Origin of the sequence: Legionella septentrionalis (assembly GCF_003989745.1) — a bacterium.
GTDB classification, from domain to species: domain Bacteria; phylum Pseudomonadota; class Gammaproteobacteria; order Legionellales; family Legionellaceae; genus Legionella_A; species Legionella_A septentrionalis.
On record NZ_RZGS01000002.1, the window covers coordinates 26,416 to 41,175 of the forward strand.

The window sequence follows — 14,760 nt, forward strand, 5'->3', positions numbered from 1 at the left end:
TTTAAGGAAATTGCGATGTACAAATCTAAAGATTTTGAATTTCCCAAAGATTTGGAACCTGTTTATAAAAAGGCACAACGCATTGAATGGCTGAGCATTGGTTTTCTTATTTCTGTCATCATCATGACTTACTTGGTAATGGGAAATATTCAGACAATGAAAACCATTTGGTTGGAAGATATGTTAAGCTTAACCGGCCCCGCCTCATTCTTAATGACTTCGAAAATCTTTTTTCGCAAACCTTCGGTTTATTTTCCATACGGTTTCCATAGCATTGTAAAAATTGCTTTTTTAATTTCTTCTGTAGCACTCGCTGGCATTGGTTTATTTCTTTTATTCGATGGATTGCATGTGCTTCTTAAATTGGAAAAACCCGTTATCCCTACCATTATGTTATTTGGCCATGCAATTTGGTTAGGTTACTTCATTATTCTTATCATGTTGTATAAAGTCATTGTTCCATACATCTTGGGCACTATAAAAATACGCCTGGCCAAACAACTTCATGACAAAATCTTATATGTTGACGGGCGTACGAACCGCGCGGACTGGGTAGCTGCATCAGGAGGAATTTTGGGGGTCATTGGCATTGGTTTAGGATGGTGGTGGTGCGATGCGCTGATTGCCATACTTATTTCCTTGGATATCATAAAAGACGGATTTACCAACACCAAGCATGCGGTTTTCGGGTTATTGGATGAAACCCCCACAAACGTTGAGCGTGATAGTATTGATCCATTGATAAGAAAAATTAAAAAATATTTACAAAGAGAAGCTTGGGTAAGAGAAGTTGAAATAAGAGTCCGTGAAGACGGGCATGTATATTATGGTGAAGCTTTCATTGTTCCGCGTTCTTCTGCACATTTATTGGAAAACATTGAGCAAGCCCGCGAAAATATTTATAAACTAAGCTGGCGTATCCACGATTTTTCCATTTGCCCGGTAAAAAAGTTGCCTTAAAAAATTTCAGAAAAGATAAAAAATAATTCATTCTTTATCAAACAGTTAAATTAAAAATAAATCCAAAAAAACAGCTGGAATTTGTCATAAATTGTTCTATAGTTTTTAAACCGCATTACTTTATAAGATTTAATATATGGAAATATTGAATGTTAAAGTATTGAAAGGACCGAATTATTGGTCAAATTCCCGCCAAAATTTGATTGAAATAAAACTGGATTTAAAAGCTTACGAAGACCGGCCTACTAATACTCTTGATGGATTTACCAATGCCTTAATCCGTTTAATGCCTTCATTGCATACGCATCATTGCTCTTATGGACATGAGGGCGGTTTTATAGAGCGGCTAAAGGAAGGAACCTGGCTTGGGCATGTTGTGGAACACATTGCTCTTGAATTACAGACATTGGCCGGCATGGAATGTAATTTTGGACGTACACGCCAAAAAACAGGAAGCCGCGGCGTTTATCATGTCGTTTTTTCTTATGAAATTGAAAATGCCGGACTTTATGCTGCTACGGCTGCGGTAAATTTGGTCAACCATCTCCTCCGCTGTAATTCCTATTCACAATTGCAAGAAGACATTGAAGTTTTAAAGAAAATTCATAGAGACGATGGCTTTGGCATCAGTACCAAAGCCATCGTCAATGAGGCGCAAAAACGTGATATTCCATACATGCGTCTTGATAACGATTCTTTGGTTTTATTAGGGCAAGGCTATAAACAAAAATTACTCTGTGCCACTTTATCAGCTCATACCAGCAGCATTGGTGTGGATATTGCTGCAGATAAAGCATTAACCAAACAAATGCTTGCGGCAGCGATGGTGCCTGTACCCGTAGGAGAAGTAGTCAATAATCCTGAGCAATTAAACGCAGCCATGCAGAAATTGGGTTTTCCACTGGTTATAAAACCTATTGACGGAAATCATGGCCGCGGGGTAACGACAAATATCTGTACACAAGAAAAAGCATTGCATGCGTTTCAGCTGGCGCAGAATATTTCTTTGCAAGTCGTTGTCGAACGTTATGTAGAAGGTGATGATTACCGGTTTCTGGTGATTAACTTTAAACTGGTTGCAGTTGCCAGGCGCATTTCGCCACGGGTAATTGGGAATGGATGCTCAACCATTGCAGAACTGGTTGAGGAAATTAATCAAGATCCGCAGCGGGGTGAGGATCATGGAAATTTCCTCACTAAAATAAAACTCGATGATCTCGCTCTCGCTTGTTTAAAAGAACAACAGCTAACCCCAGACATGGTTTTACCCCAAGGAAGAATCATTTATCTAAAATACACAGCGAATCTTAGTTCGGGAGGAAGTGCTATAGATGTTACCGATCGAGTGCATCCTAAAAACAAATTTCTTGCCGAACGCGTTGCCCGTATTTTAAACCTTGATGTTTGTGGTTTGGACGTGATCGCTACAACCGTGGAAGAGCCTTTGGCAAATTCCAATGGGGCTATTATTGAAGTCAATGCGGCTCCCGGCCTGCGCATGCATTTATTACCGTCTGCAGGTCAGGCACGAAATGTTGCCACACATATAGTAGATATGCTCTACCCGCACCAATCCAGCGCCCGCATACCAATCGTTGCCGTAACCGGCACTAATGGCAAAACCACGACGGTACGTTTGGTGGCGCATTTAGCAAGGCAGGCAGGTTATATTGTAGGGCACACGACCACGGAAGGAATTTATATCAACCATGAATTGCTCTATAAAGGCGACTGCAGCGGGCCAATCAGTGCGAAAACCATTCTTCGCGATCCAATGATCGACTTTGCCGTTTTTGAGTGTGCTCGCGGTGGAATTTTGCGTTCAGGATTGGGATTCGACAAATGCAATATCAGCATTATTTTAAATATTGCAGAAGATCATTTAGGCATGGAAGGCATCGATACTTTAGAGGAGCTCGCACGGGTAAAAAGCGTAGTTGCTTACAGCACTATGAAAGATGGTTATGCCATTTTAAATGCGGATGATGACTGGGTTTATGTGCTCAAAAAAGAATTACGCTGTCACACTGCCTTGTTCAGCATGCATGCCAATAACTCCAGAATTGCGGAGCATTGCAAGCAGGGCGGACTTGCTGCTGTTGTAGAAAATGATTGCATCATTCTTGTTAAGGGAGATATTAAAACGACTTTTGTCAAAATAAGCGATATCCCCTTAACTTATGCCGGTACGGCGACCTGTATGGTGCAAAATATTTTGGCGGCTATTTTGGCAGGTATTATCAGTGGGTTTACCCCAGAAGAAATTGTGTCCTGGCTGCAATATTTTCCTGCTTCTTCTACTAGTCTTCCTGGGCGAATGAATTTATTTGAATTCAATAAATTTAAGGTGCTTGTCGATTATGCCCATAACAAGGCTGCGTATCTTGAACTTAAGAAATTTGTTGAACGAGTAAAATGCCGCAAAAAAATAGGGATTATTGGCTCTCCTGGCGACAGGCGACCTGAGGATATTCGCAACATAGGTTTTTATGCAGCGCAAATGTATGATGAAATTATCATTCGCTTGGATAAAGACGGCAGGGGGAAAACAGCGGATGCCATCACGCATTATCTGCAAGAAGGAATCCGGGAGTTTAATCCCTGCATTCCTGTTTTGGTTATTGCTGACGAATTAACCGCGCTTCAACATGCGATCGCACAAGCTGACTCTGACTGTTTTATCGTAATCTGTCCTGAAAATGTGTTTGCAACGCTTGATTATTTGCAAGCAATAGAACGAGCAGGGCAAGCTAAGGAGCTAAACTATGAACTGTAAGGGACAATTGCTGTTAATTGGTGGCGCAGAAGATATTGGCGATGAATATGCACAACAGGAAAGAGAAGAAAACAGAAAATTCGAAGAGTTTGAAATTTTAAAGGACGTGGTAAACAAAGCATCGCGGGATAATCGCATTGAATTCATTACTACAGGAACACGTCAGCCAGAAGCCGTCAGGGCGCGCTATGAAGAAGCGTTTGATAAAATGGGGTATTCTTGTCCTAATTTTACTTATATCGAGGAAAAAGAAGAAGCTCATGATAAAAACATCTTGGCTCGTATTGAAAAAGCGGACGTGGTGTTTTTTACCGGGGGCGATCAATCCCGCCTTGCCCAAATTTTATGCGGAACTCCACTTACCCAGTTAATTAAAAAGCGTTATGAAGAAGATGCCAATTTTTTGATAGCCGGCACCAGTGCCGGTGCCATGTTTTTATCCGCACTCATGATAGAGGAAGCACCGGTCACAGAAGCTTTATTAAAAGATACCGTCAAGGTAGCTGGGGGATTTGGGGTAGTGCCTTTTTGTATCATCGATACTCATTTCATCAAAAGAGGAAGGTTTGGACGCTTGGCACAGGCAGTAATTAGTAATTCTGAACATCTGGGTATAGGCTTGGGTGAAGATACAGCGATTAGTGTCAAGAAAGGTACGGAAGCCACTTGCATTGGTTCCGGGACCGTCGTAACCATTAATGGTAAATTTGTTAAAAATACCAACCTCTCCAAAGCTCGGGAAAGAGAGCCTATCTTTATAGAAAATTTAGTCGTTAATATTTTGGTCAAAGGTTGTCGTTTTTCGTTGGAAGATGGCGCCTTGCTAGCCTCTGAAGTTCGCTAATAGGGACCCATTGGATATTAATTGGGTAAATTGCCAAAATTATTGGCGTTTACTACTATTTAATTTAGAGTCTTATCGCTCCATAAGCCTTTGCAAAAACCGTGCAGAACGGCTTATCTTGGTTTCTTGGCAATATGATGAGAATGCTGAAACCTTGTCTACAGGGAGGTTATATGAAAGCTTTAGTCTTCCACGCCATAGGCGATATCCGCTTGGATGAAGTTGATGAGCCTTCTATCGAAGATGAATATGATGCCATCGTACAAATCACGACTTCAGCTATTTGCGGCACCGATTTACATTTTATTCGCGGCACCATGGGTCCCATGAAAGAAGGCACTATATTAGGCCACGAAGCCGTGGGGGTGGTGGTCGAAGTGGGAAAAGGAGTACGTAATTTTAAAAAAGGCGAGCGGGTAGTCATCCCTTCTACCGTGTCTTGTGGTTATTGCCCCATGTGCCGCAAAGCTTGTTATTCTCAATGCGATGAAGCTAATCCTAACGGCCCGGAGGCAGGAACCGCATTTTATGGGGGGCCGGAAGCAACAGGACCGCTCAATGGTTGCCAAGCCGAATACGTGCGCGTACCTTTTGCCAATAACAATCTTGTTAAACTCTCCGATGCAGTGTCAGATGATGAAGCTATTCTTGTTTCCGATATTTTTCCTACGGCTTATTTTGCCGTGGACATGGCCAAAGTTAAACCCGGTCAGGTGGCTGTGGTCTTGGGCTGTGGCCCTGTCGGACAATTTGTGATTGCCAGTTTAAAATTGCGCGGGATTTCAAGGATATTTGCAGTCGATGCACTTCCATCGCGTTTGGATATGGCCAGAGATCAAGGCGCTGAATGCATTAATTTTAATGAAGATGATCCAGTGGCTGTACTCAAGGAACTAACCAATGGTTCTTTGGCGGATGTGGTGATTGATGCCGTGGGAATTGATGCATTTGCCCCAGAGCATGGCCCTGCTGCTGCCATCGCCCAGAAAAATAAGGCTGAATTTGCAGAAGAAGTCGTAAGTTTAGTGCCCAATTATCAAAACCAAAAACAGCATTGGATACCAGGAAATGCGCCCAGTTATACCTTGCGGGAAGGAGTAAAATTGGCGGCTAAATGCGGCACGATTTCTATTGTGGGGGTTTATCCGCCGGAATTTAAAGTTTACCCGATTGGTGATGCGATGAATAAAAATTTACGCATTGTAATGGGTAATTGTCCACATCGGGCTTATATCCCAAAATTATTATCCTTAATTGAGGATAAACGCATCGCTCCACTACATATTCTCACGCAAAAAAAACCGATGGATAATATTTTGCAAGCATATCAGCAATTCGATGCTCGCAAGGAAGGCTGGATTAAGGTAGCCCTTAAATTAAAGTAAGAATGTATACGATAGAAGAGTGTGAGCAAATTGCAGAAAAAGCATCGCTCCGTTATGTAAAGGATACGTCCCCTGGCATTTGCCGGCGTAAATTTGGCCGGGGGTTCGTTTATTACTGGATGAACGGGGAAAAAGTGACGGAGGCAAGAATTTTAGAACGAATTAACTCATTGGCCATTCCGCCAGCGTATAAGAATGTCTGGATCTGTCGCTATGCAAATGGTCACATTCAAGCAACGGGCAGGGACGAGCGTGGGCGTAAACAATACATTTATCATCCATTATGGCGGCAACTGCGCGAACAGCAAAAATTTACGTCTATGGTGCAGTTTGGCCACTCCCTTTCACGTATCCGGAGAAAAATCCGCTATGAATTGAATAAACCTCTAAGCTTGAGCAAATCGCAAATCATTTGCGCCATTATTTATTTGCTTGACCATGCTTGCATACGCATTGGTACCCCTGTTTATGCCAAGCAGAACAATTCTTATGGGATCACAACATTGCGTAAAAAACACGTAAGCATCCACAAAAATAAAGTCATATTGGACTTTGTCGGAAAAAACGGAAAATTTTGGCATATTATTCTAACCGATAAAAAAATAATCAATCTTATTAAAAAATGTGAAGAAATTCCTGGGTATGAAATATTTAAATATCTTGATGCGCAAAATCAAATTAATGTAATCACGTCACAAGACGTAAACGGTTATTTGCAAGAGATAACACAACAGCCCTTCACGGCAAAAGATTTCAGGACTTGGACTGCATGCCGCGAAACTCTATATGGGCTTATCTGTGCTCATAAGCTGCAACTTCCTACAGAAAAAGGAAAGCTTAAAGCCGTCATTAAACAAGTGGCTCAATTACTGGGCCATACCGTTGCTGTCTGTCAAAAAAGCTATATTGAGCCCGATATCATCGCCTGGTGGCAAGACAAACGGTTAGAAAAATGGATTGAGGAAAATCATGTGTTAATCCGCAGCCGTAATAAAGATAAAATTTTACTCAAGTGGCTGAGTGACAAGCTCCCTTGTATCCCTTAATCCTGTTTGCGATTGTGCTCCCTTGTCATGGTTTTATTTTTTTTATCCGTTTTATCCATTTCGCTACCGTGTAAATTGCTTTGTTTATCCTGGCGATTGATTTTTGAACTTTTTTCCATGTGCGGTTGCGGGTTATATTTTGAATGTTTCATGAGCATCCTTATGAAAAATAATCCTATAAAAGGCAAAAACCACCGCAAGGGTGGTTTCTGTCGAAGATCCAATTCCATAAAGGAATCACTTATCTTCAATTTAAGTATAGTATATTGGAGCAATTTGTCAAAAAATAAAGCAATTCATTTTATGAAATCGCAGTATTTATTTTGGTTGCGAATGCTGCATTCTGTTTTGCACTTTCCACTCCGGGTTGATCAAAAGGGTTGATATTCCATATAACGCTTTGCGTGAAAATCTTATGCTCATATAAAGCCACTAAAGCGCCAATGCTATAGGGCGTGCAATTTTTCATGCGAATGTGGTTTAAAGGGATCCCTGGGATAAACCCGTTGGGATTGTCATGAGAAGCTACGCCGTGAGCCAGTACCTGCATCTTCGCCGCTGCTATTTCATTGATAAACTGACCATTGAAGGCATCCATGGTGATAAAATCTGCAGTGATCTTATGAGTTCCCTGGCAAAGCAATTGGTAATAACTGTGCTGCACTTGATTGCCTGAACCTCCCCACACTAAAGGCCCGGTAGCATAATGTACGCTTTTACCCTGTTGGTCTATCGATTTGCCATTGCTTTCCATATCCAATTGCTGAATATAAGGGACAAATTGTTCGAGTTGTTGTGCGTAAGTCAAGATGAGCAAATTATGAATGGCTAGAAAATTATTGTTCCAGATACCAAACAAGGCTAGTAAGACCGGCAGATTATCGCCAAAAGACGTTTGGGCAAAATGCTCATCCATGCTGTGGGCGCCTGCCAACAAATGATTAAATTGCTCATAGCCAAGTGCGATGGCTGCAATAAGATTTATTGCCGAACAAAAGGAGTAGCGTCCTCCTACCCAAGGCCATATGGGCAAGACGGTACGTAATCCAAATGCATGTGCTGCGTCAAGATTGGCTGTTACACCAATGAAATGTTGCTGCCAATTAGTTTTTTTTCCAATCCAGGCTATAGCTTTTTGGGCATTCCACAGCGTTTCCTGAGTGGTGAATGATTTGGAAGCAACAATGAAAAGGGTGGTTTCCGGGTGCAAACGGGCTACTGTTTTCTCAAAGCGATTCGGATCGGCATCTGAAATAAAATGATAATTGAGTTCAGGGGCAGTGAATTCGGCTAGGGCTTGCAGGCAAAACCGCGGTCCTAAATCAGAGCCGCCAATGCCTATGTTAATGATATCAGTGATGGGTTTTCCTGAATATCCCAACCATTTTTTGCTACGAATTTTTTCAGCAATGAGTTTAATATCATGTCTGGTTTGACGCACTTGTTGCATCACGTCTTGGCCGTTGACCTGAATAGACAAGTGATCAGGCGCACGCAAAGCAGTATGCAGTGCAGGTCTTTGTTCGCTGTGATTTACTTGCTCACCTTGCATTAAAGCTTCAATTTTTTGTTTTAATTCACAATGATTGGCTAGGACTAGCAACAGTTCAAATATTTCCTCATTTAAGTATTGATGGCGATAATCAAGGGTAATATTGCAAGCAGAAACTAATTTTGCGGCATTTACCGTGGATTTATTGAATGGAATTAGGCGAGCAAGCTCTTCTAATTTTTTCCAAATATCTGTTTTGGTGCAATCTTGCATTCAATCTGATCCGTTGAGGAAATAACTAAGTAGCCGGGAGGCAAGATGATAAAATAATTCACCAGAATTGTAAAAAAATTGCTTATTTTTTTACAAAAACAAATTCTATGTTGTGAGTAAAATTTGACCTGATTAATTGCTGTCATTGTGGCTCGAAGAAGCATTCATTCTCGCCAAAGAATAAGAAAAGAAATGGTATTGCCATGTCAAATGGAATATTTTAATCCAAAATGACTTTTTGATAAGCAATTTGAGTTTGCTATACTAACTTTAGCGTACTTAAAGGATAGGAGCACGCAAAAAACATGGAGGTGGTTATGAAAGCGTTATGTTGGCATGGAAAAAGGGATGTAAGAATTGATGAAGTGCCTGAGCCCAAATTAATCAATGATCATGATGCGATAATACGTGTTACATCGACCGCGATTTGTGGCTCTGATCTTCATATTTTTAATGGTTTGCTCCCGATGATGGAATCAGGAGACATTTTAGGCCATGAATTTATGGGCGAAGTGGTGGAAGTAGGGCGCGGAAACCGCAAATTAAAAGTCGGCGATAAGGTGGTCGTACCCTTTACGATTTCGTGCGGGCACTGCAATTATTGCGAACAGAAATTATTTTCACACTGTGATCATACCAATCCCAATGCTGAATTGGCTCGCGAGCAAATGGGCATGTCGCCTTCTGGTATCTTTGGCTATTCGCATTTATTGGGCGGTTTCTCCGGCGGTCAAGCTGAATTCGTACGCGTACCTTACTCGCACGTTGGTCCTATTAAAATTCCAAATGAAATACCGGATGAAAAAGTTTTATTTTTAACAGATATTTTTCCCACGGGATATATGGCAGCTGAAAATTGCAACATTCAGGAAGGTGATACAGTCGCTATTTGGGGTTGCGGGCCGGTAGGACAATTCGCCATTCAAAGTGCCTGGATGTTGGGAGCTGGGCGGGTTATAGCTATAGATTGCGTACCCGAGCGCCTAAAAATGGCAGAGAAATTAGGGAAGGCGGAAACTATTAATTTTACCGAAGAAGATGTATACGATGCGTTAATGGCTATCACTAAGGGCAAGGGTCCAGAATGCTGCATCGATGCTGTAGGCTGCGAGGCTCATGTAGGTCCAACATTTGATTCGATTATGGATAGAATAAAACAAGCGGCTTATTTATTAACTGATCGGTCGCATGTATTAAGAGAGGCAATTCGGTGCTGTGCTAAAGGAGGGACAATTTCCATACCCGGAGTTTACCTGCAAAATCTGGATAATATTCCTTTTGGTGCAGCCATGAATAAAGGATTAACATTTAAAATGGGGCAAACGCATGTACAGCGTTATCTAAAGCCTCTACTTAAAACCATTGTCGATGACAAAATTGATCCCTCAGCCATTATTACGCATCGAATCAAATTAAAAGATGCTCCCAAAGCTTATGAAACATTTAATGAAAAGGAAAATGGCTGCATTAAAGTGGTAATGACGCCATAAGGAGTAGGCTATGGATATTTATGACTATTTAAAGAAGGACCACAGGAAAGTTTCTGATTTATTTAAACAATTTGCAGATGCTAAAACGCATGAGCGCAAAAAAGAAATTATTGATTTTCTGGCGCAAGAATTACTGGTGCATGCTCGGTCCGAGCAAGATACTTTTTACAAATTGCTAGAAAGTTTTAATGAAAGCAAAGAAGAAGTATTGCACGGCAGAAAAGAGCATCAAGACATTGAAAAGCAGCTAAAAGAAGTCATGAATTCTATGGATTCCATGGCTGATTTGGAAAAAAAGGTGCAGAAGCTTAAGGAAATTGTGGAGCACCATGTAGACGAAGAAGAAAGCGAAATCTTTGATCAAGCCAAAGACGTATTGTCTGAGGAAGATGCCTACATGATTAAAGAACAAATGCATGACAGGAAGGTTCAGTATTATCAAAACATAAATATTTAAATGACCTTCTTGTTCCATTCAAGCGCAAGCAAGTCGGTTTATCGTACGGCTTGCTTACCAAAATGTACTATATTTCAATAAATTACGTCTAAATTTGCTTATACCTGATTAGATAAGTTAATTTGTCATTTAATATATTGCTATTAAAAGAAGCATGTCGTTATCATAAGAGTCTGTTAGAGAAACTTTCATTCAGAATAATGCAGATGTGCCAAAAACTGTAAATCCCAGCTTGTGGCGTCAGGCGAAGCTGATTAGTTTGGGCGGGTGTTCAAGGAGCCTGTAAACATTTTCAAGTGCGTACAGCGGATCTATCCATCATCACTTTATTGAAGGGCCCTGAAGGCATTATAGTCGTTGATCCTCTTATCTCTACTGAAACCGCAAAAGCATCCCTGGAATTATATTTTCAACATCGCCCGCGAAAGCCAATTGTCGCGGTTATTTATTCCCATAGCCATGGTTTATATCCGTAAGGATTACGTTTTTCACCATGAACTCTTTTTTCAAAATGCTGATAGTCTTGCACATCGTACCAATTGCCGCCCCAATCCCACCCATGCTGTTTAAAAATTGTATAAACTAAGCTAATGCTGGTAATTTTCCCAGGATAGGTTTCCTGTCTGTCTATAAATTTGGTGCCATTTAAAGGCAATATGATTTTCCCTTTTACATAGGGATTAATTCGCGGGTTAATATCAATGGCGCGTCCATAACTGTGTTGTGAATACATGCCGGGTAATCCCGTCAGTGCGCGACAATTAAAGGCACTGGTATTATTTGCTAACATCGAAGCGTCATCATCGCCTTTAAATTGGTGCATGAGTTCCATGCGTTCAATAGGAAATTTATGCTCGTAAAGAAATTTAAAAATTTTGGTTATTTCAGTGGCCAGAGATTTATTGACAATCATTTCCCCCATGTGAGGTTTATTATCAAACCCCCAGTAACGCATTTTGATATAGCTCAGTTTGTTTAGCGGAACCGGGCATTCGGGATGCCAGGTATATTTTTCCATTTCACTTTTAATGCCTGCTGGAATGTTGGAAATAATGGCTATAAATGGTTTGTTTTCTTGAGCGAATGCCACCAAAGGAAATAGAGAAGGGATGAAAAGAAGACATGCCACTTTAAGGGCATGTCTAAATAATTCACTTATTCGTTTTTTTCGCATTAGCCCCACTGGTTTTAGAATTTGGCATGGAATGTTGCGTGTTGAATGAAGCCGCATTTTTTTCCTTACTCTCATTTTTGCCATTATTCATGAGTGCAGACATGTGTTCTTGCGAGCGCCGTAATTCATTGGATGTTTCAAATAAGTTATTAGTAAATAAAGAAAACGTTTTTTCAAAGTAATCCAATAATAAATGCCCGCTTTTTAAATAAAGGTCAACTTGTTTTTCCATTAAGTCCATGAAGGGAAATTTCATTTCTTTCATCAGGTTATTTTGGTCTTTATTAAGAAACATGAAATTCTCCTATTACTGTTTGTGATGATGATTTTGGCGTAAAACAAAAGATAGCAAAAAGCCTATGCCGCCAGCGATTAATACGGAAGATAACGGTTTAGCTTCAATTGTTTCACAGAATTTGCTTTTAACACCTTCAAGCGCATTCATGAAGGTTTCTTTATGTTCTTCAAGGTGGCCATTTATTTTTTGTGCTTCTTCTTTTATTTGTTGGTGAAAAGCATTCTTATTGGATTTATTTTCATCAGAGATATTAAAATTAGAGGCATTTTTATTCATGATAATTTCCTTATCTTGGTCATTCCATTAGAGTTTTTACGCATAAAAATAAAGCCAATTATCAACTATCTTATGGATAATTAGCTATTTAAAAATAGAATAGCTGCATCAATAATTCAAATGATAAGCCCGCGGTTTTAAGAAAATCTTTTACATCACTTGTCTATTAAAAACAGATAAGGAATCCATGGAAACTGGACGAAAGTGGATTTTTTGTCTAAAATATATACAGATGGGTGTTTTGACAGCCTTGGATTTTCCTCTGAAAAAGTAGGAAAAATAAAACGGCTGAACAAAACCCCGTCGTGTCTTATCGCTTCTTACAATTTGACATTTCAAAGTCCACCTCCTAGTATGGGATTAATTTAAATAGCATTCGTACTAAGAACTAATTCAATTCTTTCGACGGAAACCTTATTGCCAGGAAGGTGATGATGATCTCCCATGCATTGTGGAAAACACTAAGTAAAAGCTCTGCTTCCTATCCCCAGCTTGTAGAAGATATTGAAGTGGATGTATGCATTATTGGCGGAGGCATTACCGGGATAACTGCAGCCAACCAATTGCTGCTAGCTGGAAAAAAGGTGGCCCTCCTTGAAGCCCATAAAATAGGAGGGGTGACTACAGCTTGCTCTACGGGAAATCTTTATATTCCGGTTCAACCTTTTTATCAAACCATCGCGCAAAAATTTGATGAAAAAACAGTTCTCGAAGTCGCACAATATCGGCGATTTGCTATTGATTATATTGAAAAAAATGTGCAAGAAAAGGGAATTCAATGCAATTTCACCCGCAGGCCATGGTATGCTTTTACTGCAGGTGAAAAAGCGTCTTTTTTAGAAAAAGAATTTGCATTTTTTGATAAGATGGGAATCAATGCCCAGTACACGCAAGAATTGCCCCTTGAGTTTAAATTTAAAAAAGCTTTATTGATACCAAACCAAGCCAGATTTAACCCGCTCCAATACGTCATTTCCATGGCTGAAGATTTAGCCAATCGCGGTTGCCTTATTTTCGAAGACAGCCGGGTTGACCATTACTGCGAAGATAAATTATGTACTGTATCTACACAAAAAGGAAAAATAACTGCAGAGCATGTGATCATGGCGACGCATACGCCCATTGGAATTAACTTAAAGCAAATGTTTACCGCGCCCTATCGCAGTTATGTGGTTTCAGCCTTTTTAAAGCAGCAGGCGGTGGTGCCGGACGTGCATTTATGGGATTTGGACACCAAGCATACATATAGTACGCATGCGGTAAAGGGCTCCTCTCCAGATATTCTCATGATGACTGGTGATCACCATAAAACGGGGCAAGGACACGATATGCAAGCTCATTTTACCAAGCTTAAGACTTGCTTTAGGGAGATTTTCCCGGCTGCTGAATTTGCTTATGAGTGGTCCGCGCAACACTATCGATCTGCCGATGATATTCCCTATATTGGTTTGGCATCATCCATGTCGCATCACACTTATGCCGCGACCGGATATTTTGCCGATGGTCTAGTATATGGCACTGTAGCAGGGATTTTTATTGCGGATAGGATTGCCGCGGGTAAATCTGCTCCGGAAGGCTTATTTGCAGCCAACCGCCATAAGTTATTTACCTCCTTACCCTTTGTGAGCAAAGAAAATATCAATGTTTTAGGCCAATATGTGCAGGATTTGCCTTTATCTGAACACAATGATTTGGCGGCCTTGCAGGAAGGCGAAGGGAAGGTAGTGCAAATCAATCGTGAAAAATGGGCTGTATGCCGCAACCAGAATCAGGTTCACATCGTATCGGCTGTTTGTCCACACATGAAATGCATTGTAAAGTGGAATGAAGCCGAAAAAACCTGGGATTGTCCTTGCCACGGCAGCCGTTTTAGCCACGAAGGCGAATTCATTGAGGGACCGGCCTTAGCTAATTTAAAAAAATACGAAAAATAGACGCATCGGAGAAAACATGCTCATATTAGCCATTATCGTTTTTGCTCTTGCTGCCTCATTGGGTATATTTTTATTAAGTTATGTGCTGCAAGGGAAAAATACCCCTAAAGGCGTAGCTATTATCCACGGTTTTTTCGCTGCAACAGGCATTGTTTTGTTAATTGTTTATTCTTTTTTTTATCAAGGACCGCTTGCTGCATTAACTGTCTTCATTTTGGCAGCATTAGGCGGTTTCGTGCTTTTTTATAAAGACATTACCGGCGGCAATATTCCCAAGGCGTTTGCCCTGGGCCATGGCTCCATAGCCGTTATTGGTTTTATTTTATTAATTTTATTTACCATACGCAGCGTATAA

General features: G+C 40.6%; 15 protein-coding genes. 10 read left to right on the top strand and 5 right to left on the bottom strand.

Going from position 1 to position 14,760, the window contains the following annotated elements; translation table 11 throughout:
* The first annotated feature begins 15 nt into the window (after positions 1–15).
* From ELY11_RS01225 to ELY11_RS01245, 5 genes are all read left to right on the top strand, one after another.
* Positions 16–960: a cation transporter gene (locus tag ELY11_RS01225; protein ID WP_126953978.1), complete on the top strand. Its 945-nt coding sequence runs from the start codon at positions 16–18 to the stop codon at positions 958–960.
* 136 nt (positions 961–1,096) lie between these two features.
* Positions 1,097–3,736: a cyanophycin synthetase gene (cphA, locus tag ELY11_RS01230; RefSeq protein WP_127032352.1), complete on the top strand. Its 2,640-nt coding sequence runs from the start codon at positions 1,097–1,099 to the stop codon at positions 3,734–3,736.
* The gene (locus ELY11_RS01235; protein ID WP_126953980.1) at positions 3,726–4,580 is read left to right on the top strand and encodes a cyanophycinase; all 855 of its coding nucleotides are present in this window, start codon (positions 3,726–3,728) and stop codon (positions 4,578–4,580) included. The genes cphA and ELY11_RS01235 overlap by 11 nt, the downstream gene beginning before the upstream one ends.
* A 173-nt stretch (positions 4,581–4,753) precedes the next feature.
* Entirely contained in the window at positions 4,754–5,965 is a 1,212-nt protein-coding gene (locus ELY11_RS01240; protein WP_127032353.1) for an alcohol dehydrogenase catalytic domain-containing protein, read from the top strand.
* Between the two features lie 2 nt (positions 5,966–5,967).
* Entirely contained in the window at positions 5,968–7,011 is a 1,044-nt protein-coding gene (locus ELY11_RS01245) for a DNA topoisomerase IB (protein WP_127032354.1), read from the top strand.
* Here the strand turns inward: ELY11_RS01245 and ELY11_RS12350 are convergent.
* On the bottom strand, positions 7,008–7,163 hold the full coding sequence (locus ELY11_RS12350) for a hypothetical protein (RefSeq protein ID WP_158614978.1): 156 nt from the start codon (positions 7,161–7,163) through the stop codon (positions 7,008–7,010). The genes ELY11_RS01245 and ELY11_RS12350 overlap by 4 nt on opposite strands.
* A gap of 149 nt (positions 7,164–7,312) precedes the next feature.
* Positions 7,313–8,776, bottom strand: a complete 1,464-nt coding sequence (pgi, locus tag ELY11_RS01250; protein ID WP_126953983.1) for a glucose-6-phosphate isomerase — start codon at positions 8,774–8,776, stop codon at positions 7,313–7,315.
* 317 nt (positions 8,777–9,093) lie between these two features.
* Between pgi and ELY11_RS01255 the strand changes: the two genes are divergently transcribed.
* From ELY11_RS01255 to ELY11_RS12460, 3 genes are all read left to right on the top strand, one after another.
* A complete protein-coding gene (locus ELY11_RS01255) occupies positions 9,094–10,266 on the top strand; it encodes a zinc-dependent alcohol dehydrogenase (protein WP_126953984.1) in 1,173 nt (390 codons plus the stop codon).
* Between the two features lie 10 nt (positions 10,267–10,276).
* A complete protein-coding gene (locus ELY11_RS01260; RefSeq protein WP_127032355.1) occupies positions 10,277–10,723 on the top strand; it encodes a hemerythrin domain-containing protein in 447 nt (148 codons plus the stop codon).
* Positions 10,724–11,019: 296 nt separating this feature from the next.
* Entirely contained in the window at positions 11,020–11,199 is a 180-nt protein-coding gene (locus tag ELY11_RS12460) for an MBL fold metallo-hydrolase (protein WP_199741502.1), read from the top strand.
* On the opposite strand, the gene ELY11_RS01270 is transcribed toward ELY11_RS12460, so the two are convergent.
* From ELY11_RS01270 to ELY11_RS01275, 3 genes are read right to left on the bottom strand one after another with little or no spacing between them, the layout of a single operon-like run.
* Complete coding sequence (locus tag ELY11_RS01270; protein ID WP_158615159.1) at positions 11,169–11,897, bottom strand: M15 family metallopeptidase; 729 nt, start codon at positions 11,895–11,897, stop codon at positions 11,169–11,171. The two genes, ELY11_RS12460 and ELY11_RS01270, sit on opposite strands and share 31 nt — an antisense overlap.
* Positions 11,875–12,192 (bottom strand): hypothetical protein, encoded by a 318-nt coding sequence (locus ELY11_RS12355; protein ID WP_127111375.1) that lies wholly within the window; start codon positions 12,190–12,192, stop codon positions 11,875–11,877. Before ELY11_RS12355 ends, ELY11_RS01270 begins: the two co-directional genes overlap by 23 nt.
* Positions 12,193–12,204: 12 nt before the next feature.
* Positions 12,205–12,471: a hypothetical protein gene (locus ELY11_RS01275; RefSeq protein WP_126953987.1), complete on the bottom strand. Its 267-nt coding sequence runs from the start codon at positions 12,469–12,471 to the stop codon at positions 12,205–12,207.
* A gap of 431 nt (positions 12,472–12,902) precedes the next feature.
* Here ELY11_RS01275 and ELY11_RS01280 point away from each other — a divergent pair, with 431 nt between their 5' ends.
* Together ELY11_RS01280 and ELY11_RS01285 are read left to right on the top strand one after the other, a co-directional pair.
* The gene (locus ELY11_RS01280; RefSeq protein ID WP_127032357.1) at positions 12,903–14,405 is read left to right on the top strand and encodes an FAD-dependent oxidoreductase; all 1,503 of its coding nucleotides are present in this window, start codon (positions 12,903–12,905) and stop codon (positions 14,403–14,405) included.
* Between the two features lie 16 nt (positions 14,406–14,421).
* On the top strand, positions 14,422–14,760 hold the full coding sequence (locus ELY11_RS01285) for a hypothetical protein (protein WP_126953989.1): 339 nt from the start codon (positions 14,422–14,424) through the stop codon (positions 14,758–14,760).

Coding starts and splice junctions, on each gene's coding strand:
- ELY11_RS01225 (WP_126953978.1), top strand. CDS start 16: ATGTACAAATCTAAAGATTTTGAATTTCCCAAAGATTTGGAACCTGTT.
- ELY11_RS01285 (WP_126953989.1), top strand. CDS start 14,422: ATGCTCATATTAGCCATTATCGTTTTTGCTCTTGCTGCCTCATTGGGT.
- ELY11_RS01260 (WP_127032355.1), top strand. CDS start 10,277: ATGGATATTTATGACTATTTAAAGAAGGACCACAGGAAAGTTTCTGAT.
- ELY11_RS01235 (WP_126953980.1), top strand. CDS start 3,726: ATGAACTGTAAGGGACAATTGCTGTTAATTGGTGGCGCAGAAGATATT.
- ELY11_RS01270 (WP_158615159.1), bottom strand. CDS start 11,897: ATGCGAAAAAAACGAATAAGTGAATTATTTAGACATGCCCTTAAAGTG.
- ELY11_RS01275 (WP_126953987.1), bottom strand. CDS start 12,471: ATGAATAAAAATGCCTCTAATTTTAATATCTCTGATGAAAATAAATCC.
- ELY11_RS01280 (WP_127032357.1), top strand. CDS start 12,903: ATGATGATCTCCCATGCATTGTGGAAAACACTAAGTAAAAGCTCTGCT.
- ELY11_RS01240 (WP_127032353.1), top strand. CDS start 4,754: ATGAAAGCTTTAGTCTTCCACGCCATAGGCGATATCCGCTTGGATGAA.
- ELY11_RS01255 (WP_126953984.1), top strand. CDS start 9,094: ATGAAAGCGTTATGTTGGCATGGAAAAAGGGATGTAAGAATTGATGAA.
- cphA (WP_127032352.1), top strand. CDS start 1,097: ATGGAAATATTGAATGTTAAAGTATTGAAAGGACCGAATTATTGGTCA.
- ELY11_RS01245 (WP_127032354.1), top strand. CDS start 5,968: ATGTATACGATAGAAGAGTGTGAGCAAATTGCAGAAAAAGCATCGCTC.
- ELY11_RS12355 (WP_127111375.1), bottom strand. CDS start 12,192: ATGTTTCTTAATAAAGACCAAAATAACCTGATGAAAGAAATGAAATTT.
- ELY11_RS12350 (WP_158614978.1), bottom strand. CDS start 7,163: ATGAAACATTCAAAATATAACCCGCAACCGCACATGGAAAAAAGTTCA.
- pgi (WP_126953983.1), bottom strand. CDS start 8,776: ATGCAAGATTGCACCAAAACAGATATTTGGAAAAAATTAGAAGAGCTT.